The 272-nt window shown below is 68.0% G+C and carries 1 pseudogene; it reads left to right on the plus strand.

From position 1 onward, the window contains the following. A pseudogene (gene fadH, locus B4920_RS26315) lies at positions 1–272 on the plus strand (NADPH-dependent 2,4-dienoyl-CoA reductase); the annotation flags it as partial.

A 272-nucleotide genomic window follows, 5' to 3' on the forward strand; every position in this document is an offset into this window, starting at 1 on the left:
AGGAGGTGATAGCGCTCGGGAAGGCGCTGGAGCAGGCCGGGGTGAGCCTCATCAACACCGGCATCGGCTGGCACGAGGCGCGCATCCCCACCATAGCCACCAGCGTGCCGCGCGGCGCCTTCAGCTGGGTGACCGCCGAGCTGAAAAAGCACCTCACAGTGCCGCTTATCACCACCAACCGCATCAATACCCCCGAGGTGGCCGAGCGCATCCTGGCGCAGGGGGAGGCGGACATGGTCTCCATGGCGCGCCCCTTCCTGGCGGATCCCGAG

It is taken from the genome of Zoogloea sp. LCSB751 (assembly GCF_002028455.1).
In the GTDB taxonomy this organism is placed as follows: domain Bacteria; phylum Pseudomonadota; class Gammaproteobacteria; order Burkholderiales; family Rhodocyclaceae; genus Zoogloea.